The organism is Neobacillus notoginsengisoli (genome assembly GCF_003515685.1).
Taxonomy (GTDB): domain Bacteria; phylum Bacillota; class Bacilli; order Bacillales; family Cytobacillaceae; genus Bacillus_D; species Bacillus_D notoginsengisoli.
Map to the genome: position 1 here is coordinate 310,403 of NZ_QWEG01000003.1, position 20,887 is coordinate 331,289.

At 42.4% G+C, this 20,887-nt stretch carries 27 protein-coding genes and 1 pseudogene; 18 read left to right on the forward strand and 10 right to left on the reverse strand.

Annotated features, from left to right (window positions below):
- Window positions 1-4: 4 nt before the first annotated feature.
- A pseudogene (locus D1B31_RS25175) lies at window positions 5-322 on the reverse strand (MHYT domain-containing protein); the annotation flags it as partial.
- Between the two features lie 178 nt (window positions 323-500).
- Here D1B31_RS25175 and yhfH point away from each other — a divergent pair.
- From yhfH to D1B31_RS06160, 3 genes are all read left to right on the forward strand, one after another.
- Complete coding sequence (gene yhfH, locus D1B31_RS06150; RefSeq protein ID WP_420846071.1) at window positions 501-644, forward strand: protein YhfH; 144 nt, start codon at window positions 501-503, stop codon at window positions 642-644.
- 318 nt (window positions 645-962) lie between these two features.
- The gene (locus tag D1B31_RS06155) at window positions 963-1,214 is read left to right on the forward strand and encodes a hypothetical protein (protein WP_118919866.1); all 252 of its coding nucleotides are present in this window, start codon (window positions 963-965) and stop codon (window positions 1,212-1,214) included.
- Between the two features lie 59 nt (window positions 1,215-1,273).
- Window positions 1,274-1,459 carry a hypothetical protein gene (locus D1B31_RS06160; protein WP_118919867.1) on the forward strand — a complete coding sequence of 62 codons (186 nt, stop codon included), beginning with the start codon at window positions 1,274-1,276 and terminating at the stop codon, window positions 1,457-1,459.
- 54 nt (window positions 1,460-1,513) lie between these two features.
- Here the strand turns inward: D1B31_RS06160 and D1B31_RS06165 are convergent, their stop codons facing one another.
- Complete coding sequence (locus D1B31_RS06165; RefSeq protein ID WP_240035187.1) at window positions 1,514-1,741, reverse strand: cold-inducible protein YdjO-related protein; 228 nt, start codon at window positions 1,739-1,741, stop codon at window positions 1,514-1,516.
- A 165-nt stretch (window positions 1,742-1,906) separates the two neighbouring features.
- On the opposite strand from D1B31_RS06165, the gene D1B31_RS06170 reads away from it, so the two are divergent.
- Window positions 1,907-2,608, forward strand: a complete 702-nt coding sequence (locus D1B31_RS06170; RefSeq protein ID WP_118919869.1) for a Crp/Fnr family transcriptional regulator — start codon at window positions 1,907-1,909, stop codon at window positions 2,606-2,608.
- Between the two features lie 72 nt (window positions 2,609-2,680).
- Window positions 2,681-3,283, forward strand: coding sequence for an SCO family protein (locus D1B31_RS06175; RefSeq protein ID WP_118919870.1), 603 nt, complete (start codon window positions 2,681-2,683; stop codon window positions 3,281-3,283).
- A gap of 55 nt (window positions 3,284-3,338) precedes the next feature.
- Here D1B31_RS06175 and D1B31_RS25005 read toward each other — a convergent pair whose 3' ends face one another.
- On the reverse strand, window positions 3,339-3,473 hold the full coding sequence (locus D1B31_RS25005; protein WP_275670699.1) for a hypothetical protein: 135 nt from the start codon (window positions 3,471-3,473) through the stop codon (window positions 3,339-3,341).
- A 273-nt stretch (window positions 3,474-3,746) separates the two neighbouring features.
- On the opposite strand from D1B31_RS25005, the gene D1B31_RS06180 reads away from it, so the two are divergent.
- A complete protein-coding gene (locus D1B31_RS06180) occupies window positions 3,747-5,363 on the forward strand; it encodes an ABC-F family ATP-binding cassette domain-containing protein (RefSeq protein WP_118919871.1) in 1,617 nt (538 codons plus the stop codon).
- 59 nt (window positions 5,364-5,422) lie between these two features.
- Here the strand turns inward: D1B31_RS06180 and D1B31_RS06185 are convergent, their stop codons facing one another.
- Window positions 5,423-5,554 carry a YuzL family protein gene (locus D1B31_RS06185; RefSeq protein WP_118919872.1) on the reverse strand — a complete coding sequence of 44 codons (132 nt, stop codon included), beginning with the start codon at window positions 5,552-5,554 and terminating at the stop codon, window positions 5,423-5,425.
- A 107-nt stretch (window positions 5,555-5,661) separates the two neighbouring features.
- On the opposite strand from D1B31_RS06185, the gene D1B31_RS06190 reads away from it, so the two are divergent.
- The 9 genes from D1B31_RS06190 to yidC all read left to right on the forward strand — a co-directional run bounded on the left by D1B31_RS06190 (window position 5,662) and on the right by yidC (window position 14,527).
- Complete coding sequence (locus D1B31_RS06190; protein ID WP_118919873.1) at window positions 5,662-5,904, forward strand: YkuS family protein; 243 nt, start codon at window positions 5,662-5,664, stop codon at window positions 5,902-5,904.
- Between the two features lie 142 nt (window positions 5,905-6,046).
- The gene (modB, locus tag D1B31_RS06195; protein WP_118919989.1) at window positions 6,047-6,694 is read left to right on the forward strand and encodes a molybdate ABC transporter permease subunit; all 648 of its coding nucleotides are present in this window, start codon (window positions 6,047-6,049) and stop codon (window positions 6,692-6,694) included.
- A 137-nt stretch (window positions 6,695-6,831) separates the two neighbouring features.
- Window positions 6,832-7,284 (forward strand): cupredoxin domain-containing protein, encoded by a 453-nt coding sequence (locus D1B31_RS06200; RefSeq protein ID WP_118919874.1) that lies wholly within the window; start codon window positions 6,832-6,834, stop codon window positions 7,282-7,284.
- Between the two features lie 891 nt (window positions 7,285-8,175).
- The gene (gene pflB, locus D1B31_RS06205) at window positions 8,176-10,440 is read left to right on the forward strand and encodes a formate C-acetyltransferase (protein ID WP_240035188.1); all 2,265 of its coding nucleotides are present in this window, start codon (window positions 8,176-8,178) and stop codon (window positions 10,438-10,440) included.
- A gap of 66 nt (window positions 10,441-10,506) precedes the next feature.
- Window positions 10,507-11,253 (forward strand): pyruvate formate-lyase-activating protein, encoded by a 747-nt coding sequence (gene pflA, locus D1B31_RS06210; protein WP_118919875.1) that lies wholly within the window; start codon window positions 10,507-10,509, stop codon window positions 11,251-11,253.
- Between the two features lie 141 nt (window positions 11,254-11,394).
- Window positions 11,395-12,123 carry an urease accessory protein UreH domain-containing protein gene (locus D1B31_RS06215; protein ID WP_118919876.1) on the forward strand — a complete coding sequence of 243 codons (729 nt, stop codon included), beginning with the start codon at window positions 11,395-11,397 and terminating at the stop codon, window positions 12,121-12,123.
- A 94-nt stretch (window positions 12,124-12,217) separates the two neighbouring features.
- A complete protein-coding gene (locus D1B31_RS06220; RefSeq protein WP_118919877.1) occupies window positions 12,218-12,796 on the forward strand; it encodes a biotin transporter BioY in 579 nt (192 codons plus the stop codon).
- Between the two features lie 632 nt (window positions 12,797-13,428).
- Window positions 13,429-13,716, forward strand: a complete 288-nt coding sequence (locus D1B31_RS06225) for a hypothetical protein (RefSeq protein WP_118919878.1) — start codon at window positions 13,429-13,431, stop codon at window positions 13,714-13,716.
- 28 nt (window positions 13,717-13,744) lie between these two features.
- Window positions 13,745-14,527, forward strand: a complete 783-nt coding sequence (gene yidC, locus D1B31_RS06230) for a membrane protein insertase YidC (RefSeq protein ID WP_118919879.1) — start codon at window positions 13,745-13,747, stop codon at window positions 14,525-14,527.
- Window positions 14,528-14,565: 38 nt separating this feature from the next.
- Here yidC and D1B31_RS06235 read toward each other — a convergent pair whose 3' ends face one another.
- The 4 genes from D1B31_RS06235 to D1B31_RS06250 form a co-directional block, all read right to left on the reverse strand.
- Window positions 14,566-14,913 (reverse strand): fluoride efflux transporter FluC, encoded by a 348-nt coding sequence (locus tag D1B31_RS06235; protein WP_118919880.1) that lies wholly within the window; start codon window positions 14,911-14,913, stop codon window positions 14,566-14,568.
- On the reverse strand, window positions 14,910-15,302 hold the full coding sequence (gene crcB, locus D1B31_RS06240; protein WP_118919881.1) for a fluoride efflux transporter CrcB: 393 nt from the start codon (window positions 15,300-15,302) through the stop codon (window positions 14,910-14,912). Before crcB ends, D1B31_RS06235 begins: the two co-directional genes overlap by 4 nt.
- A 96-nt stretch (window positions 15,303-15,398) precedes the next feature.
- On the reverse strand, window positions 15,399-15,605 hold the full coding sequence (locus D1B31_RS06245; protein ID WP_118919882.1) for a DUF6501 family protein: 207 nt from the start codon (window positions 15,603-15,605) through the stop codon (window positions 15,399-15,401).
- Window positions 15,606-15,647: 42 nt separating this feature from the next.
- Window positions 15,648-15,851 carry a hypothetical protein gene (locus D1B31_RS06250; protein ID WP_118919883.1) on the reverse strand — a complete coding sequence of 68 codons (204 nt, stop codon included), beginning with the start codon at window positions 15,849-15,851 and terminating at the stop codon, window positions 15,648-15,650.
- Between the two features lie 224 nt (window positions 15,852-16,075).
- Here D1B31_RS06250 and sda point away from each other — a divergent pair, with 224 nt between their 5' ends.
- Window positions 16,076-16,207 carry a sporulation histidine kinase inhibitor Sda gene (gene sda, locus D1B31_RS06255; protein ID WP_118919884.1) on the forward strand — a complete coding sequence of 44 codons (132 nt, stop codon included), beginning with the start codon at window positions 16,076-16,078 and terminating at the stop codon, window positions 16,205-16,207.
- A 58-nt stretch (window positions 16,208-16,265) separates the two neighbouring features.
- Here sda and mnmH read toward each other — a convergent pair whose 3' ends face one another.
- Together mnmH and D1B31_RS06265 are read right to left on the reverse strand one after the other, a co-directional pair.
- Complete coding sequence (gene mnmH / locus D1B31_RS06260) at window positions 16,266-17,354, reverse strand: tRNA 2-selenouridine(34) synthase MnmH (protein ID WP_118919885.1); 1,089 nt, start codon at window positions 17,352-17,354, stop codon at window positions 16,266-16,268.
- 115 nt (window positions 17,355-17,469) lie between these two features.
- The gene (locus D1B31_RS06265; protein ID WP_118919886.1) at window positions 17,470-18,042 is read right to left on the reverse strand and encodes a hypothetical protein; all 573 of its coding nucleotides are present in this window, start codon (window positions 18,040-18,042) and stop codon (window positions 17,470-17,472) included.
- A gap of 427 nt (window positions 18,043-18,469) precedes the next feature.
- On the opposite strand from D1B31_RS06265, the gene D1B31_RS06275 reads away from it, so the two are divergent.
- Entirely contained in the window at window positions 18,470-19,072 is a 603-nt protein-coding gene (locus tag D1B31_RS06275) for a class I SAM-dependent methyltransferase (RefSeq protein ID WP_118919888.1), read from the forward strand.
- 273 nt (window positions 19,073-19,345) lie between these two features.
- Complete coding sequence (locus tag D1B31_RS06280) at window positions 19,346-20,617, forward strand: bacillibactin exporter BcbE (RefSeq protein ID WP_118919889.1); 1,272 nt, start codon at window positions 19,346-19,348, stop codon at window positions 20,615-20,617.
- The last annotated feature ends 270 nt before the right edge of the window (window positions 20,618-20,887 follow it).

Here is a 20,887-nt window from a genome sequence, read left to right on the forward strand (position 1 = left end):
AGCTGGAAAACTTCACCTTTTTAGTGGTTAATGCAACGAAGGCCATTCCAGTCAGTGAAATGCCGATAATCATTGATAGAAGGGTGAATGGAATTTGATATGTGGAAAATCGATCTATGTCCTCAGCGAGAAGACCGAGAAAATTCATCACCCAAATGCCAATTCCCATCGAGAAGGTTCCACCGATAAACAGTAAACCTTTGTTTTTCCTTGACGATTGAATAAGGGTAAACATATCTAAAGCTGTATAAGAAGCCATTATGGTAAGAGCAAATGCAAAAATCAGTAAAACAGGACTGAATGTGTAAGCGAATTCACCCATTGTCAAGTATCAACCCCTGCGTTTTTAACATTATTAATACAATTGTAATAGAAAGTTCACAATTTAGAAAGAGAAAAACCCATTCTTTCTAAAAATTTCTTTTTTCACATTTTATAAAAATATGATTATACTGTATTATAATAGTGTAAATATTAGTATTCTGTATTATATAAGGAGGGTGAATGAAGTGCTGATCAACCCGGTTGAATTCTTTCGAAACCTGCCACAAAAGGAATGCCCTGTTTGCGGAGAAAACATTCAGGAACAAGCCGAATCGTACGTTTTAGAATGTGAAGGCTGCATTGCAAAAAAACTTGATTGATGATTCAAAGAAAATACCGGTTCCTTCCCAGCTGGGAGAACCGGTATTTTTTGTCTTATATACTTGGCCGTTGATTTCCACTACGGGCACACGCTTTCCGCGGGGAGTCAGTGGAGCCTCCTCGGCGCCTTGGCGCCTATGGGGTCTCCACCTTGCCTCTGCATCCCGCCGGAGTCGGTGCCCTCCGCTCCTATCAACGAAGTTAAAAATCAGCAATATTCCTTAACACAGCTTTATTTTATAGTGGTTTAGAACGTTTGAAGTCTATTTTATATGTTTAAATAGTTACTATGAGCGTATACCCGTGGAGGAAAGAAAATGAAACTGGTGAGTTGGAGTTACACAAAAAAATATAATATCAAAGCTATTTTCGATAAATTCCCTTGCTCCTTGGTTATTTTTAGGCAGATTAAGGAGTATTATTTTGTCTACACAATAAAATGGAATCCTCTTGATCCCCAAGTAAGGAGAGCTGATTTAGAAAACATGGAAACTTTGCTCAATTCCGAACTCGGGACTCTCGAAAACTATCAGAAAAGAAAGGCCATCAAGCTTCCGAACTCGAAGTAAAGGGGCGAGAATAAGCAACTACTTAAAAGTATATGCTAATTCCCAAGGAGCTGAATTCAATGGAAAAGAAAACGAAGTATACGACCCCTGCAATAAAAAACCCAACGATTACAATTGAAACCGGGGATACATTTCCGAATCCCGAAAGCATCCCGGGTAATTCCGTTGACGAACACAAACAGTTAGAGGAAGCAAATGTCATTATGGGAGGGGACGAAATTAAGCAGCAAAATGAAAATCTTTAAATAAAGAAGGAAGCTGGGACTGGTTGAAGATCAGCCGCCAGCGTTCCTTCCTTTTTATATTTCCGGTAAGTCCTTTACTCCAGAATCCATTGTACTTCCGCACATAGGACATAATAAATCATCCGAGGCGAAATTTTTGCGCATCCAGCCAATGCAAGAATCATCACTGCATGAATAAATTTCTGTGCTGATCAATGTTTCCTCTTCCTTTTCAACGGGAAACCTTCTTCCAAAAAACATGAAACCGCCTCCTTCTCTTTGTTCTAGCCCTTGCTCATCCATATGTAGTATTTACCTTTTCCAAGAAATTATTTAAGCTGCACTCCCCGCTTTTTCAATTGTTCTCATTATTGTAAGAAAGCATCCCTCGATTCCCTCCCGTCACATGTAAAATAAGAATGAAGCTTCTCCTTTCATCAAACAATAACTTGATTTGGGTGAAATATAATGAATGACTTTTCAAAAAGCCCTGCCTTATCATACGAATTAAACGAACTATTGAAATCTGCGAACAGAAGGTTCCATTGCCCAAAAGGGACATATGTATTCCGGGAAGGACAGGATGCAGCAGAGGTCTATATTATTTTGTCAGGGAAAGTGCAAGTCTCAAAAATGAATTCTGAAGGACAGGAATTACTACTAAGATTATGCTGCCATAACGATATCGTTGGGGAATTAACACTTTTCACGGTAAATCCGAAGTATATTTTCAGTGCCAGGGCTGTTGAGGATACAGAAATTGCCGCTTTGGGGATTCCTGACCTTGAAAAAGCTTTTTTTCAAAACAGCCAGTTAGCCTATGAGTTCCTAAAGTGGATGAATGACCATATGCGGAAAACGATGACCAAGTTTAAAGATCTCGTGCTCTACGGAAAAAAAGGCGCCCTGTATTCTACGCTAATCAGGCTTAGCAACAGTTATGGGATCCCGAAGGAAGATGGAATCTATATTACTGTCCCTGTCACGACTCAGGATTTAGCTAATTTTTGTGGGACGGCACGGGAGATTATCAGCCGGATGTTAGGGGATTTAAAAAGAGAGAAAGTCATCAGTGTAAAAGCCAAAAAGATTACGATTCACAACTTGGAGTTTTTGAAAACAGAAAATAATTGTGAAAACTGCCCAATTGAATACTGTAATGTTGACTGAAACTTCGTTCACAGAATGTCCACACACTTTTATCGAAAACTCCTTTATCTTTGATAAAGGAGGCGTTTTTGCATGAAAAAAATAATCATTATATGTGTTGCGGCTATTGCACTTGGGATAGCGGGAGGCATATCTTTTTTTATCGTACGTGATGCTCTTGCGCAAATCCCAGAAGACGTGGAACTTAAAACGCAAAAGAATGAGGTTTACCGTTTCGGGGATGATTACACGAAGGTTAAACTTATTGAATTCGTCTATACCCATTGCCCAGATATTTGCCCGACGACCACTCAAAAAATGGTCGCGCTTAAGGAAGATTTAAAGAAGAACGGCGTTTTCGGGAAAGACGTTGAATTTATTACAATTACGATTGACCCGTATAGAGATACACCTGAAGTCATGCGTAATTATATGGGAATGTTTGGAATTGAGGATGATGGCGGCTGGATTTTTCTGACTGGTGACAAAGATAATTTAAAGATTAGCCACGAACAGATCCGAAAAGCAGCCGAGCCTTTCCAATTCCAATACAAAGATCCAGGAAACGGATTTTTCATCCACAGCACTTTTACCTATTTAGTTGATGAAAACAATAGATTTATTGATAAGTTTCCGATGGGTAAGGACTTTGACCAAAAGGCAGTCCTAAAAGCGATTATGAAAGAAATAGATTAATTTGTATCAAAATAGTAAAGCGGATAACCTGGGTCAGGTTATCCGCTTTTTTTTGTCAATTAACTGAAGAAGGAGTCTTACTTAGGTGCTGCAGGTTGGACAGGTAGTCGGCTTTTGGCTTTGTAAGGCTAGCCTTGATTCCCGAATCCCTTAACTTTTTAACAAGTTCCGTAATCTTTTGTTTCGCCACACGGTTCACCTTCTCTTCTCGGCTTTTCCTAAACTTAATTCTACAACAAAAATATGAATAAAGTGTGAAAATCCTAAAAATCTTTTAGAAAAATTTGCACAAAAATCCATTCTGTTCATTATGCTGCGCGTGCTTGCTTCTTGACTTTACCCACTTGAAGTACACGAAAAACGCAAATCAATTGACAAAAACAACTTGGTTCTTTTGGATTAGTTAGCATCCCCTCACTAAACATGGTATAATTTTTAGGATTATGTGTATTTGGAGGATGCTATGATTACAGTCAGTAATGTAAGTTTACGCTTTGGCGACAGAAAACTTTTCGAAGATGTTAATATAAAGTTCAATCCGGGCAACTGTTATGGGTTGATTGGAGCAAACGGCGCTGGAAAATCAACTTTCCTAAAAATCCTTTCTGGCGAAATCGATGCCCAGACAGGCAGCGTTCACATGGGCCCGGGCGAAAGATTGGCTGTCCTAAAACAGAATCACTATGAATATGAGGAATATGATGTTTTAAAAACAGTTATTATGGGCCATACCCGCCTCTATGAAGTGATGCAGGAGAAGGACGCCATTTATATGAAGGCAGATTTCAATGACGAGGACGGGATGAGGGCAGCTGAGCTTGAAGGTGAATTTGCCGAAATGAATGGCTGGGAAGCAGAATCAGAGGCAGCCATTCTGTTGAAAGGACTTGGGGTTGACGAATCCCTCCACGACAAAAAAATGGCCGACCTATCAGGATCTGACAAGGTAAAGGTTCTCCTTGCCCAGGCACTGTTCGGTAAGCCAGATGTCCTTCTTCTTGACGAGCCGACAAACCATCTTGATATTAAAGCCATCCAATGGCTTGAGGAGTTCCTGATCAATTTTGAAAATACAGTCATTGTTGTATCTCACGACAGGCACTTCCTTAATAAGGTTTGCACTCATATCGCCGACTTGGATTTTGGCAAAATTCAAGTTTATGTCGGCAACTACGATTTCTGGTATGAATCCAGCCAGCTTGCTCAAAGGATGGCACAGGATTCGAATAAAAAGAAGGAAGAAAAAATCAAGGAGCTCCAAAGCTTTATTGCCCGTTTTAGCGCCAATGCTTCTAAATCAAAACAGGCAACTTCAAGGAAAAAACTTCTTGATAAAATCACCTTGGACGACATCCGGCCTTCTTCAAGAAAATACCCTTATGTCGGTTTTTCACCAGAGAGGGAAATCGGGAATGATCTGTTAATGGTTGAAGGCCTAACAAAAACCATTGACGGAGTGAAAGTTTTAGATAATATCAGTTTCACGGTGAACAAGGACGATAAAATTGCGCTTGTTGGAACAAATGAACTGGCCAAAACGACCCTCTTCAAGATTTTGATGGGAGAAATGGAGCCAGATGCGGGAACATACAAATGGGGTATCACGACTTCCCAGGCATACTTCCCAAAAGACAACTCAGCTTATTTTGAAAACAGCGATTTATCTTTAGTTGACTGGCTGCGTCAATTCTCGCCAAAGGATGATAGCGAAAGCTTTCTGCGCGGCTTCCTAGGGAGAATGCTTTTCTCTGGTGAAGAGGTTCTGAAAAAGGCAAGCGTCCTGTCCGGTGGCGAAAAGGTCCGTTGTATGCTTTCTAAAATGATGCTTTCAGGCGCGAATGTATTGCTCCTTGATGAGCCGACAAACCACCTTGACCTTGAATCTATCACGGCATTGAACAACGGATTGATTAACTTCAAAGGATCAATCATGTTTGCCTCCCACGACCATCAGTTTATCCAGACAATCGCCAACAGGATTTTCGAATTGACTCCTTCTGGCCTTGTCGATAAGCAAATGACCTATGATGAATATCTGGAAAACAAAGATCTTCAGGAACAAGTTGCGAAGATGTACTAAAAAAACAGGGGTTAACGCCCCTGTTTTTTTGTTTACCTAAATTTGTCCCCAGATAATAATCAATGCCTTTTTTGTTTATTCCTTGATGAAGAGTGTTCCTTATTACCTGTTTCACGATTTGTCGTCCCCTGCCCTTCCACTTGTGAAGAATTCAGGCCGATTGTCGATGGATCTTGTTTTCGCTTTCCCAATTCATTACACCTCCCTTTTTAGGATTTTCCAACAACAGATGATTATGCAATGAAGGAATATTTTCTTCTTTCCTAGAGAGAATATGGAAGAAGGAGGTGTGGTTTTTATGGCTAAAATTGGTGTGGAACAATCCCTCACAAATGTACAGCAGGCACTAAAAGAACGCGGCTATGATGTGGTCGAACTAAAACAGGAATCAGATTCAGCCGATTGCGCATGTTGTGTCATTACCGGCCTTGATTCAAATATGATGGGGATGCACGATACGGTGACGAAAGCTTCTGTTATTGAAGCGAACGGCTTGTCTGCTGATGAAGTTTGTTCACTTGTTGAAAACAGGCTTGGCTAGGGCTTTTTCCTATAACAGTGACAGAATAGGGTTTCTTTGTTAAATTAAGACTGTCTTTCCTTTCACATTTGGAAAGGCAGTCGCCTTTTTTAAGGCGGTAATATTTATACAGACTGGATGATTTGTTGTGTTCCATATAGATATGGCAGATCCTATTATTCTCTCAATTCAAACCGCCACTTTTGCTTTATGTATCGCATTTCCGTTCGGCACCTTGCTTGCCAGGCTTATGGCAGGAAAGAGATTCAAGGGGCAAACTGCCGTTGAAACCTTATTTTTGCTCCCTATCGTCCTCCCTCCGACTGTAATAGGCTTTTTACTCATTATACTTTTCGGTAAACATAGCCCAGTTGGTTTATTCATTGAAAGCGTCTTTGGGAGTTCAATGATGTTCACCCCTTGGGCAGCTGCAATTGCTTCTACAGTTGTGGCATTCCCCTTGATGTATCAATCGGCAAAAGCCGGCTTTGAATCGTTGGATTCCGAAATAGAAGAAGCGGCCCGTATGGATGGTGCGGGTGCCTGGAAAACTTTTTACCATATAACCCTTCCTTTATCATCCAGGGCTCTTATTACCGGGGGAATCCTCAGCTTTGCCCGGGCACTCGGAGAATTTGGCGCAACCTTAATGTTTGCCGGCAATATCCCCGGAAAAACCCAAACAGTTCCAATTGCCATATATGTTGCCATGGAGTCTGGACAAACGGAAAGAGCCTGGGCACTAGTCATCATCATCATCATCATTTCTTTCGCCATGCTCTATCTATCGTCACGCCTTAAAAGCCGATAAGATCTCTGATCCTATCGGCTTTTCCTTTTGGATAAAAACCTTCCCCCTTCCCCAAATGAAGTTTCTTTAAAAAAGAGACAAGTTTCCTCACCACCCATGCATAAATTAGTGGTAGGACAAATCTCAGGAGGGGTCATATGCAATTTTTGGTCATTAAAAAAGGTACGGTTATCTTGTTTCTTGCTGCCTGCTTGGCAATCGTTTCAGCAGCGGCCTGGTGGCTACTAAAAGCCGGTGACGATGTGGTTTTCAATCAGGTTAGCGGAAAAACCGTTCGCGAGGTCCATATGGTGACAGGGGAGTTTGCGGCAACACTTCCCACTGGGAAAAAAATAGAGGCATACAGATGGGATCCGGGGACAATATTTCTTGAAAAAAAGGAAAAGGTACGTCTCATTATTTATGGAGTCAACGGCAATGAACATCCGTTCAAGATTGAAAACACCTCTATTAAAGGAACCGTTAAAAAAGGAGAAGAAACTGTCCTGGACCTTTCTTTTGAAAAAGAAGGTGTTTATAGGCTGATCTGCGAGGTCCACCCCGATATAGAACATAACGGGCCAATGATTGCTTATATTATTGTAGATTAATTGACAAAAGCGTAAGCGCCTCGGTCATCGCCGTACAAACTGGAAGGGCTTCGACTGAGATAAAGTGAAACTTCCATCAGCAATTTTTGCTGATGGTTAGTCCCGTTCTACTGCCGCTAATTCGTCAAAGAGCACGGCGACTAAGCGGCACTACGAACCCGATTGGTTCAACTAAGCCGCTGAAATGCACAGCGGCAAGTTTCACTGTATCTCACGAATCGGACCTTTAGGGTCAGTTGCCGACGGAGGAGGCTTGACTTCCCCTTAAGAGTGGGATAAAGGAATCACGAAGAGCGAAGCTACTACCTGCAGTACTTCATGAATTAGCATCTGTGAAGTCCTTCATGGGCTTTGCGACGAGCTGAAGGTAAGCTTCCTGAATATGCTATGGCGCAGGAGCACTAAGCGCATTCGATGATGACTTATCGTAGGGAGGAGACCTGAAGTTTGGGCACGCGTAGGCGCTGAAGCTAGAGGTAGCCAAGCTTGATAAATGAGCTATCCCCTTTCGCGAAATCTATAGTTTCCAAAAAACAAACAAAAAGCTGTCTTCCTTCAGGGAAAACAGCTTTTTGTTTATAAGAATGACGAAGGTTGTTTCTAACACATCTATGGTAATAACGTTGATATCATTGGTTTCTTCTTATATAACAGTTTTGATAAACCATGATTTAATTATAATACAGATGAAAGGTTTTTGAATTTTTACTCAGTTAACCACAGTGGTTAACACAAGCGTAAACCCACTTAAAACAATAAGTTTCACAATATGTTAACAATTTGGTCTGTTTAAGGGTGATTCTTCTCACATCCCATCTGTTATACTCAAATTAAGATGTTTATAGTTAAGCTGTTATATTGCTTTTAAAATATTTGAAGAGGTGAACCACAATGACACAAACGATGTTGGTTAAAGCCACCAAAGATGAATCTGCACAGTGGAAAGGATTTAAGAAAGGTAAGTGGGCAAAAGAAGTAAATGTCCGCGACTTCATCTTGAAGAACTTCACGCTTTATGAAGGTAACGATGATTTCCTGGCTGGGGCAACAGACGCGACAGATCAGCTTTGGGCGCAAGTGATGGATTTGACTTCCCAGGAACGGGAAAAAGGCGGCGTCCTCGATATGGATACCGAAACAGTTTCAACAATTATTTCCCATGGGCCAGGCTACTTAAACGAAGACCTCGAAAAAGTTGTCGGCTTCCAGACTGATAAGCCATTCAATCGTTCCATGCAGCCGTTTGGCGGCATCAGAATGGCAAAAGCCGCATGCGAAGCATATGGGTATAAATTAAATGAAGAAGTTGAGCGGATTTTCTCAGATTTCCGGAAAACACATAACCAAGGGGTATTTGATGCCTACACAGAAGAAATGCTGCTTGCGCGAAAAGCAGGCATTATCACAGGCCTTCCTGATGCATACGGACGCGGCCGGATCATCGGCGACTACCGGAGGGTAGCCCTGTACGGAGTGGATTTCCTTATTCAAGAAAAGAAGAACGATTTAAAATCCACCAGCGGTGTTATGACAGAAAACAATATCCGCCACAGGGAAGAACTTGCGGAACAAATTCGCGCGCTTAGCGAGCTGAAGGAACTTGCAAAAAGCTATGGCTATGATATTTCCGCTCCTGCCGCCAATGCAGTTGAAGCTTTTCAATGGCTGTATTTCGGTTACCTTGCTGCAATCAAGGAACAAAATGGCGCTGCAATGAGCCTGGGTCGCGTTTCCACCTTCCTGGATATTTATATTGAACGCGACTTGAAAGTTGGCACACTTACAGAGGTTGAGGCACAGGAGCTTGTTGACCATTTCGTCATGAAACTCCGCCTAGTAAAGTTTGCGCGAACACCGGATTACAACGAGCTGTTTAGCGGCGACCCTACATGGGTAACGGAATCCATCGGCGGAATGGCTTTGGACGGACGCCCGCTTGTGACAAAAAGCTCTTTCAGATTCCTGCATACTCTTGATAATCTCGGGCCGGCTCCAGAACCGAACCTGACTGTCCTATGGTCAACAAGCCTTCCTGAGAACTTTAAAAAATACTGTGCGAAGATGTCCATTCAAACGAGCTCTATCCAATATGAAAACGATGATATCATGCGGCCTGAATGGGGCGACGACTACGGAATCGCCTGTTGTGTGTCCGCGATGGCCATTGGAAAGCAAATGCAATTCTTCGGGGCCCGATCCAATTTGGCAAAAGCCCTTCTCTATGCAATTAATGGCGGAGTTGACGAAGTTCTGAAAATCCAGGTTGGACCTGAATATGCTCCGATCACTTCCGATGTCCTTGACTATAATGAAGTGATGAAGAAGTTCGATAACATGATGGATTGGCTTGCGGGCTTGTACATCAATACGCTAAACGTCATTCACTATATGCATGACAAGTACAGCTACGAGCGGATTGAAATGGCGCTCCACGATTCCGAAATCCTCAGAACAATGGCAACAGGCATTGCTGGATTGAGTGTAGTAGCCGACTCTTTAAGCGCAATCAAGCACAGTGAAGTAAAAGTAATCCGTGATGAGAATGGATTGGCCGTTGATTTTGAAATAAACGGTGACTTCCCTAAGTATGGAAATAACGATGACCGTGTTGACGACATTGCTGTCGATATTGTCAAAACCTTTATGATGAAGCTTAATAAGCATCAAACTTACAGGGATTCCATGACAACGATGTCCGTTCTAACGATTACATCCAATGTAGTTTATGGCAAAAAGACAGGCAATACGCCTGACGGACGCAGGGCTGGCGAGCCGTTCGCACCGGGAGCAAACCCAATGCACGGCCGTGATACAAAAGGTACGCTTGCTTCTCTAGCATCTGTAGCAAAGCTTCCTTATGAATACTCGCTGGACGGGATTTCAAATACATTCTCTATCGTCCCTAAAGCGCTTGGCAAAGAAGATGAAAACCGCATCCTCAACCTTGTTTCCATCCTGGATGGTTACGCACTCAAAGATGGGCACCATCTAAACGTAAATGTATTTAACCGGGAAACATTAATGGATGCCATGGAACACCCAGAGCTATACCCGCAATTGACAATCAGGGTTTCCGGATATGCGGTAAACTTCATCAAGCTGACAAGAGAACAGCAAATGGATGTCATAAACCGTACGTTCCACGAATCACTTTAATAATAATCGGGTGGCCGGGCTACTTCGCCGGCTCCCCTCTTTTTTATCAAGGAAGGAGATTTTCTTATGAACGGAAACATACACTCAATTGAAACGTTTGGTACAGTTGATGGCCCTGGTATCCGCTATGTCATTTTTACACAGGGGTGCCTTCTCCGCTGCCAATTTTGCCATAATGCCGACACGTGGGAAATAGGGACTGGCAAGCAGATGGCTGTGGAGGAAATAATGGATGATCTCCGTTCATACCTTCCTTTCATGGAATCCTCAGGCGGAGGGATAACCGTCAGCGGCGGCGAACCGCTTCTGCAGATCCCTTTCCTTCTCGAATTATTTAAGGAATGCAAAAAAGCAGGCATCCACACGGCGATTGACTCATCAGGAGGCTGTTTTTCAAGTGCCTCTCATTTCCTCAAGCAGATGGATGAACTAATGGAATACACCGACCTCGTGCTTCTTGATATCAAGCATATTGATAGGAAAAAGCACATTGGCTTGACCGGCATGGCAAATGAGCACATCCTCGAATTTGCGAAATATTTATCAGATCGGCAAGTTCCGGTCTGGCTAAGGCATGTCCTTGTACCTGGGGTAACAGACGATCCGGGCGACATGGCCAAACTTGGGGAATTTGTCGGTACGTTAAAAAATGTTGAGAAGGTTGAAATCCTTCCCTATCATAAGCTTGGCGTCTATAAATGGGAAACTCTTGGCCTTGAGTATCCATTAAAAGATGTGGAACCTCCTAGTGATGAAAAAGTCCAGGAAGCCTATGAAACGATTACAAGACATTGGAACGCCCCCGTGAGGTAACGAATGAATGCTGTCCATGAGGGCGGCGTTTTTTCTTGGCTCATTTTTGCTAGATTAGCTGGGGGGCAAGTTCTGCATCATTTCTTCATAATGATTTGTTAATCTTAACCCTAGATAATGAAAGATTGGGGATAACGGATGATGTATCAGCTTCTTACTCATATTAGCAATTTCTTCAGCACCCCTTTTCTCAATATGCTGCATACAGTTGAACATATCCCTCTTCTGGCAGCATTTATGCTGGGAATAATCGGGGCAATGGCGCCTTGCCAGCTTACAGGGAATATTAGCGCGATTACTTATTACGGGAACAGAAGTATGCAAGCGCATGGCCAGGCTGTCCATGCGGGGTTCTTTATATTGGGAAAAATCATCGTTTTTTCCGGTCTCGGATTGATTGTCTGGGCAATCGGCCATGAATTCCAAAATACGCTGACGATGTTTTTTGCAGCCTCCCGAAAAGTAATCGGCCCGTTTATTATCCTTCTCGGCCTTTTTTTAGCAGGATTTTTCAAAATGGGATTTTTAAATTCTCTCTTTTCAGCGATTCCGTTAAACAAGGGATCCGGAAAATGGGGTTCGTTCTTGATGGGAGTTGCCTTTTCAATCTCTTTTTGCCCAACGATGTTTATTTTATTTTTCGTCACTTTGATGCCGATCGTCCTCAGCACCCCGTTCGGTGTTGTACTGCCGCCTGTTTTTGCCATCGGAACTTCCCTTCCATTAATCGTTTTTCTGGCTGCTGCGTGGTATTTGGGGATGGATGGTTCCCTTATTAGGAAGAGCCGGAAAATAGGGAATATCGTGCAAAAAAGCGCGGGCTTCTTTTTAATTCTGATCGGGCTGTTCGACACGATCACTTATTGGTGATGAAATGAAGATTGACAAAACCCTCCCCTCCGTAATAAAGTTTTATATGTCAACCAAATAAACATTCTGGTTAACCAAAAAAGGGGAGAATAAAATGTCAAATGAACAATTGAAATTGAGGCGCATGATTTTGGCTGCTTTATTTGCGGCAATTACGGGGATTCTGGCACAGATGACGATTCCGCTTCCTCTGGTCCCGATTACCGGCCAGACGCTTGCGATCGGTCTCGCCGCCACAATTCTAGGGGCCCGTTATGGAACGATTTCCATCATGCTCTACCTCGCGCTTGGTGCTGTTGGTGTCCCTGTTTTTGCTGAAATGAAATCCGGAATTTCCGTCCTTTTCGGACCGACCGGCGGTTATTTGGTAGGTTTTATTCCTACTGCCTTTATCATTGGATTTTATATGGAAAAATCATCTTTTACCTTCAAGCATGCTATGGTCGCCAACACAATCGGAATGATTGTAACCCTCGTGATTGGAACAGCCTGGCTGAAAATGTCCGCAGGCCTTCCGTGGGCTGGAGCTTTTAAAGGTGGCTTTTATCCCTTCATTCCGGTCGGCCTCATTAAAGCTGCACTGGCAGCTTCCATTGGCATCGGTGTCAGGAAGCGGCTTGTTTCTGCAAACTTATTAGGTACTGTAACCCCAGGAATGAAACACACTATTTAATCTTAGGGACAATTGGGATGGTTACCGCTCAATTGTCCCTTTTTTTAGGCTACTATGGGTAACTTATTACCAAGCAAGGCTACATCTAGCTCCAGCGCCTACGCGTGCGCAAACTTCAGGTCTCCTCCCTACGATAAGTCATGCACGAATGCGCTTAGTGCTCCTGCGCCGTAGCATATTCAGGAAGCTTACCTTCAGTTCGCCGCAAAGCCCATGAAGGACTTCACAGATGCTAATTCATGAAGTACTGCAGGTAGTAGCTTCGCTCTTCGTGATTCCTTTATCCCACTCTTAAGGGGAAGTCAAGCCTCCTCCGTCGGCAACTGACCCTAAAGGTCCGATTCGTGAGATACAGTGAAACTTGCCGCTGTGCATTTCAGCGGCTTAGTTGAACCAATCAAGTTCGTAGTGCCGCTTAGTCGCCGTGCTCTTTGGCGAATTAGCGGCAGTAGAACGGGACTAACCATCAGCAAAAATCGCTGATGGAAGTTTCACTTTATCTCAGTCGAAGCCCTTCCAGTTTGTACGGAGATGACCACGACGCTTGCGCTTTTGTTCTTCCCATTCATTCACATTGCGGGATTTCCTTTTCTCCTGTATACTTTTATCATTCGCTAATGGGAGGTGATTCCATGATAGACCTGCTGGCAGAAATATATGACCTGAATACGTGGACAACTTTATATGCCTGGATCTATTTTGGTATTGCCTTAAAGCTGTTGATTGATTTTAGCAGCACCTATTCTTTTACAAATCAAGAAAAGGTAGCAGAAACGACCGGTTTGCAACTCTCAGTTACCAAAACCACGAGCTTGCCGCCAGCATCCAATTCTGTCATTAAATGGATTGGAAAATATATAAAAAGGAAATTTTGTTCAACGGATGACCCTGAAGCACCCCTTTCCCTCCTTTCTAGCTAAAGTAAAAATAATTTACTCGGGAGGAAATATGAAAGGGAAAAATAAGTTTTTTATACTGCCAAGTATTCTATTAATGTCTGTTTTTCTATTGTCGGGATGTGCACCGGCAGATGGGAAAAGTAACTTTTTCACAAAAGTGTTTGTTGAGCCCTTCAGCTCAGCGATTCATTTTCTCGGGGAATTCTTTGGAGGCAATTACGGGATGGCAATCATCCTGATTACATTGATGATCAGATTGATCCTGATGCCGCTCATGCTTAAGCAATATAAAAATCAATTAATCATGAAAGGCAAAATGGACAGTTTAAAGCCTGAAATGGATGAATTGCAAAAGAAAATAAAGGCGGAAAAAGATGCTGCAAAACAAAAGGAACTGCAAAGCCAAATGTTTGGACTTTATCAAAAGCATGGGGTTAACCCATTGAACATGGGCTGCCTCCCTATTTTAATCCAAATGCCAATATTGACGGGCTTTTATTACGCCATTCGAAGCTCCGCCGAGATTGCTTCCCATAATTTCTTATGGTTCAGCCTTGGAAGCCCGGATATCGCCATTACATTGATTGCTGGCATTGTGTATTTCCTGCAATTCAAGGTATCTCAATCAAGCATGCCTGCACAGCAGCAGCAACAAATGAAATTCATGGGGTTGCTTTCACCCATCATGATTGTCATGTTTTCACTGAATGCTCCTGCGGCTCTTCCTTTGTATTGGGCAGTAGGCGGGACGTTCCTTATTTTGCAGACCTTGATCAGCAGGCATCTGTATAAGAATCCAGTTTCTTCGGGTAGTGTATCTGTTCAAAAATAATGAAAACCTTCCTGGTTTCTCTTACCGGGAAGGTTTTCTTACATTCTGCCTATTAAGATGCCGGTAAAGACTAAAATCATTCCGCCTGTTATACTTACCGCAAAATACCCAATGGATGTCCTTCTTTTGCGTGCGGAGTCCAGCTGAACTAGTTCAAGCATGAATGTGGAAAAGGTCGTCAAGGCGCCTGTGAAGCCAATCCCTGCGAGGGCATACATATTTCCATTCACTGCTTTAGAGGCCAAAATTCCAAGAATGAACGAACCCAATAAATTTGCAATTAGTGTTCCGCGGGGGAATCTCTCGACCCGATTGAGCATCCTTGATAGATACAGCCGCAGTATAGCCCCTAAAAACCCGCCTGCCGCAATAAAGACCAGCTTCATCCCTGAACCCCTTCCCGTCTTTTCCAACCCGTTCTGCCAACGAATAAGCCGTACCAAGCTAAAACTATTCCCCCGGCTACGCTTATTAGAAGATAAAGGAAAGATAGGACTGCATGTCCGCTCTCAATTAGTTTGATTACCTCCAGGCAAAACGTTGAAAAAGTCGTATAGGAGCCAATAAGGCCGGTTGTGAAGGCAGTATATAAATATTCGGGAATTTTAATCTTGTCCTTGTATCTAGAAGTAAGATAGCCAAGAAAGAATGAACCAGACAAATTTACGATTAGTGTCCCGTATGGCAATAAGGAATCGGGCGTCTGGAGGAATGAAAGCAAATAGCGGAGTAGGCTGCCAGCCGCCCCTCCTATCCCAACATAAAAATATCCCATTCTCTCCCCTCATTTTTGAAAAATATAGGTTTGTGATCCTTTCTTTTTTCTTGAACAAACGGAAAAGACTGCCAGCAAATTCCCGGCAGTCCCCCCTTATTCGCTGTCCACGAAATAATCCTTGTAATACCCGCCAACTTCTCCAGTATTGTCTACAACAAAATAAAACTCTTCCGTTTCATTTTTCACGTCATAAATATTTCCTGGTGTGAGAACATACTTAACCATATATTTTTTTGCATCAGTGTGTACACACTTCACTTTTTTTATTGTCTCTTTTTCTTTCCAGTTTAAGTGCTGCATATTAAAGCCCCCTTACGATTATCTTTACCAAGTATAAACAAATCAAGCCGGGTACTGCAAGGTGGGGCTTTCAATTTTGCGAAGTTCCTTTACTTCTTCCGCTTCCACTGTAATAATTTCCTGAGTGAACGCATCTTTAAATGTCCAATAGGAACGATCGCAAATTTCATCTTCCCGAAGGAATTCCATATTTGTAAAAGTCTTTTCTTGGTAATCAATAGCATACCAGTTATTTTTCTGATCCATTTCTCTACCTCTTTTCTGAAGGTCGCATGGATTCTATACCACCGGAAAGATTCAGAGTAAACATATCTGAAAATTCCTATTTCCATAGTAATAAAGTGCCATTGCTCGTCCTAAAGTACCTTTTTAAAATAATTTCACCAAAAGGCTTTCCAAAACCAGCTGGAACCTTTACAATGTAATAAACTGAATATTCAATCCACCTTCCAAGGAGGCATTACAAACCAATGAAAATTATGAGTAATGAGCAGCTAGTCGTTTCGTATCGCGATGCAATGAAGTCTGGAACGGAGAAGGAATGGATTCAAGTTCTGAAGGATGAAATTCAGCGGAGAGGGCTAAGGCCTTTTAAGAAGTAATGATTTTTGCCATGTGAATGCAGCTGCCGGCCAAGCCGGCGGCTGTTTTTATATTGTTTTACCAGCTATTTCCCCTTGTTTGACTCACAATGCAAGGGCCAAGTGAGAGTTCTGCCAAATAATCTTCTATCTTCCTTGCCGCATCTTCAATACTATCTGCGTAAATGTCTTTAAATTCCCCCACATATTCAAGCTGTTTATGCTCATACATCGGGTCATAATAGGATTCAAGCAATGTTTTGATCATGCCGCGATAATTCTTCTTGTCTAGATCGTCCTCTAGCTTGTTTTTAGCTTCCGGGATTTTAATACGCTTTTTAATTCTTTCAAGTGCGGATTTTACCTTCTCATGGTACCATGGCTCCTGTTCATAAGGAGTTATATATTCATGTTCTATTAGCTTCAGCCGCTGTTCCATTGGAAGATGAATTTGGACATGGATTCCGTACGTCTTTACATCCATTAATTCATTCGGCTGAACAATCCGCCCAATCCGCTTGCTTTCAGCTTCCATAATCGTATAGGCAGGTTTGCCAAGCTCAGCAAGGCGCTTGTACAGCATCGCATCGAATGTTTTTTGGCTGTTTCCTTCACCAAGGCCAATCGCGCCAAAAATCGACCCCCTGTGCCCGGCTAGGTGTTCCAAATCTATGACTGGATACCCTTTATCCGCCAAAAGGTGAAGTACTTCTGTTTTTCCCGTTCCTGTCATGCCATGAATAACAATCGACTTTTGTGGAAGCAACTCAGGAATCCGCTTCAAACTATACTGCCTGAATGCTTTATAACCACCTTGAAGCCTTCTGGCACTAACCCCGGAAAATTCTAGAAAGGCAGTAACGGCTTTACTTCGCATTCCGCCTCGCCAGCATTGAATAATTGGCATTCCCGAGGGTCCAGTATGTTCTTTAATTGTTCTTAAGAGGTTAGGTATTTTCGGGGAGACAATTTCCATTGCCTTCCACTTCGCCGCATCGCTGCCATCTTTTTTATAAATGATCCCGATATCGCTCCGTTCTTCATCGGAAAAGAGGGGGACATTAATTGCTCCAGGAATCGCACCTTCTTTAAATTCCACTGGTGAACGGACATCGATAATGACTGGATTTTTTAATTCGTTTAATTCTTCCATCGTTATTTCTCTCAAAATAAAAACACACCTTTGTATAAACCACTTTATTCTTTTATTTTATAGGATTCCCGCTTTTTTGCAAATGCCTGTCCCATTTTCAGCCTTCGTATTGTGTAAAAAAACGACAGGCTCACCTAAACGGAGAGCCTGTCAGTTCTGAAATTGCCATACAAAAAGCTGTCCAGTTAGCAGGAAAGTAATTGATGCCAGAGCTGATATAGGAGCCTGACCTCGTTTGCAGGCTGACTGACCAACTCGTACCATCAAGGACAATCCCTCTATCTTTTACATAATTCCTTTTCCAGTTCCATATTTGTGTATGATACAGTTTGGCTTTAAAATCACGGATGTCACCAGGCTGCCTTTCCCTTGGTGTTTCTTGAAAGGCGGGAAATCCCTTGTCCCGCCACTCAACAAAAGTGAAAATGCCATTACTAAAATTGACCTTGACTTGATAGGCATGCTTTCCGGGACGTTCCGAGTATGCCTTCAATATAACAGGCTGTTTCTCGGGGATAATTGAAATAATTCCATTATAAACTAAAAACAATTCATTTTTCCTAGACAAGATGGATTTAACCTCAGAAGGAAGCAACGGTGCTTTCTCTTTCAAACAAAGCCCATTTGCTTCATCACATAAGGAATAAAGAGATAAAGGCCCCTTTTCATCCAGAATTTTGATAATTCCTTCCAACAGCTGCATCCTTCCTCTCCCCCTTCTTCCCACTATTATAAACAAGCAATGTAAAGGATAATATTGATTAATAATTGCGTTGATTGAAGCGGAAGGCACGAAGACTCCGGCGGGATGTAGCGGCAAGGTGGAGACCCCACAGGCGCAATTGCACCGAGGAGGCTCCACTGACGCCCCGCGGAAAGCGAAGTGCCTCGTGACAGGCAAAAAGCAGCATGTCACTGCGATGATTATTCAAGGTAGCTTTCCTTTGTGGAGCGGAAATCAACAACCAAAATCGAACATACCTCTAAATAAAGTGAGTTCCAGACGATTGATTCCTGCTTCTAGTATAATAAAAATCCTCTCTCACCCTCTGTAACAAATCACACAATTTTCTCATTTCAACTGTAAATTTTCATAAAAAGGGTATACATCCTTCAAGGAGGCTAACAGCATGACGAACTTTGCAAAACAATTCATTGTTCCTAAAGGGTTTTTAGGAAAACTAGCGGGAAAAATCATGTATGTTGAAAACAGAAAAATCAATGATTGGACACTTCAGAAGCTTACGATTAGAGATGGACAGACTTTGCTTGAAGTGGGCTATGGGCCTGGTTACGCAATCGGAGTCATTGCTGAACAAAATCCAAACGTCTTTTTGGATGGAATTGATCTTTCCAAACAAATGATGGAAGAGGCTTCATTAAAACATAATGGATTAATGAAGGAAGGAAAACTCAATCTGTATCACGGCGAAGTATCGGAACTGCGGTCTAAACCCGAAACATACGACAGGATTTATTCGGTAAACAACTATCCGCTCTGGGAGAGTCCTCGTGAAACGTTAATGGACCTGGCTGATTGCTTAAAAAAGGGAGGAAAAATGGCAATTACCGTTCAGCCGAGGGAGAAGGATGCGACTGACATCACAGCCCTGGAAATAGGCAAACAACTGGAGGAAGACTTTAAAGTGGCCGGTATGGAGAGCATCAAGGTTTTCTTTAAAAAGGTATGGCCGGTACTGGCAGTTTGCGTAACAGCGGAAAAACCACACTGAGAAGCGTGGTTTTTTCATTTTGCCTGGAAAATTTTTATCAGCTTCATATGCCAATCTTCAGCTAGCTCTGTTACATCAAGAAGTTCCATAAAAATGTGCGAATCTTATGAAGACCCCAATCACTTTGCTAATAAAAGGATATATTCTTTTTACTACATTTGAGAACATTGGTAAATAGTAAAGATACAGCAGTCCTATAGCGGAGGCCAGATTCCCGAGATACGGCCAAAATGGAATGTTTACGAATTTGTCGAAAAGGCGGTTCAGCTTATTATGGATTTCAGCGAAAAGCTTTGTGAGACAACGGGAAAGAATAAATCAAGCAAATCCGCTTCGGTTGCAAATCAGAAGTGGGCCATCTTGTCATTGTCATCTATCCCTCTAGTGATGACCTTGGGTAATTCCATGTTGATTCCTGTTCTTCCCTCTATGGAAAAGGAACTGAACATTTCTCCCTTTCAAACAAGTATGATCATTACTGTATATTCCATCGTGGCTATTTTTCTTATCCCTGTGGCAGGGTATCTTTCTGACCACATTGGCCGAAAAAAAGTCATAATTCCCAGTCTTATCATTACCGGCCTGGGAGGGCTAATTTCAGCATGGGCTTCATGGAAAGCGGCTGATGCCTATGGGATTATTTTAGCGGGCCGCGCATTGCAGGGAGTCGGTGCCGCTGGTGCCGCACCGATTGTCCTTCCGCTTGTTGGAGATATGTTCAAGAAGGAGGATGAGGTAAGCAGTACTTTAGGGATAATTGAAACATCCAACACATTTGGGAAAGTACTTAGCCCGGTTCTTGGTGCCTTTCTAGCAGGGATTTTGTGGTTCTTGCCATTTTTTTTAATTCCTGTGTTTTGTGCAATCTCTATCGCAATGATGGTCTTTTTGGTAAAATGTCCGAAATCCGAAGAGAAACCTATTCCTTTTAAAACTTTTTTCAAAAACGTGAAAGATACTTTCACAAAGAAAGGCCGTTGGCTATATGCTATTTTTTTTATCGGCGGGATTTTGATGTTTGTGCTTTTTGGCATTTTATTTTATCTTTCTGAAGTTTTTGAAAAAGAAATGGGCTTCAAGGATATTAAAAAAGGGCTCTTGCTTGCCCTTCCATTAGGCGCCCTTTGTCTCGCCTCCTTTATTACTGGAAAAGTAATAAAGAAAAACAAGTTACTGATGAAATGGATGATATTAATTGGCATATTAATGGCAGGAGGCTCAATTGCTGCCCTATTCTTCTCGGAAAAACTTTGGTTCCTGCTGACAATGTTTACATTTTGCGGAATTGGAATTGGCGTTTGCCTCCCTTCCCTCGATGCATTGATTACTGATGGGGTCGAGAAGGAAGAGCGGGGTACCATCACATCCATTTACAGTTCGATGCGTTTTATCGGCGTAGCCGCCGGCCCACCGATGGTTGCCCTTCTTATGAAGAAGTCCGACAGCTGGATTTTCATCCTGTTAAGTGGCGTCTGTGTGATTTCTGCCATCATCACATTAACAAAAATCAGGCCCCGCAACAGAGAACATCCAGGTAAAGCATAGAGCAGCCCCCGAGGCTGCTCTTTTTTATTGTTTTCGTTTTTGAGTACCTTACATACATTTATCAACTTTTTACCAATAACATTGTGGCCAATCCAAGTGGACATTAACCGCCTTCACGAAGAAAATGCGATAGCACAAAGGAAAGCTTCCCTGGATCTACATCACTCGAAATCATGCGTTAGCATATTGAGAATAATTGAGGAATGTTTGAGTAATCAGAATCAATTCATTACCTTTAGAGACCGAAGGAAGGACGGCCCGTTGCTGTTC